This is a genomic window from Providencia sp. M-27, from assembly GCF_011077905.1.
Taxonomy (GTDB): Bacteria; Pseudomonadota; Gammaproteobacteria; order Enterobacterales; family Enterobacteriaceae; genus Providencia; species Providencia huaxiensis.
In genome coordinates this window covers 1-437 of the sequence record NZ_JAALBT010000079.1, presented here as the reverse complement: position 1 = coordinate 437, position 437 = coordinate 1, and the positions used below count along the sequence as shown (strand labels likewise).

The window sequence follows — 437 nt, the reverse complement described above, 5'->3', positions numbered from 1 at the left end:
GGGTGAAGTCGTAACAAGGTAACCGTAGGGGAACCTGCGGTTGGATCACCTCCTTACCATTGAAGTGTTTTTGTGAAGTGCTCACACAGATTGTCTGATAGAAAGTAGAGCAATAGGCTATACGTGGGAGACTTATTCGAGAGAATAGGACTTACATGAGATACCGCAGCAGTATGTGCAATATCTTGTGTCCCCTTCGTCTAGAGGCCTAGGACACCGCCCTTTCACGGCGGTAACAGGGGTTCGAATCCCCTAGGGGACGCCAATTGCGCCGATATCGAGTGAAAGACGATGTCCCCAATAATGATTAAGCCAATTATTTCGATAGTTGGTTTAACAATTATGCTCTTTAACAATCTGGAACAAGCTGAAAATTGAAAACAACGCACATTGTTTATCGCTTAAACAATGTGAGAGTCTCTCAAAAATCTCAACTT

1 tRNA gene and 1 rRNA gene are annotated in these 437 nt (G+C 43.9%); both read left to right on the top strand.

Annotated elements, in window-relative coordinates:
- Positions 1–56, top strand: a 16S ribosomal RNA gene (locus tag G6Q48_RS22135); the annotation flags it as partial.
- 133 nt (positions 57–189) lie between these two features.
- Positions 190–265: transfer RNA gene (locus G6Q48_RS22010), tRNA-Glu, on the top strand.
- Positions 266–437: the final 172 nt, after the last annotated feature.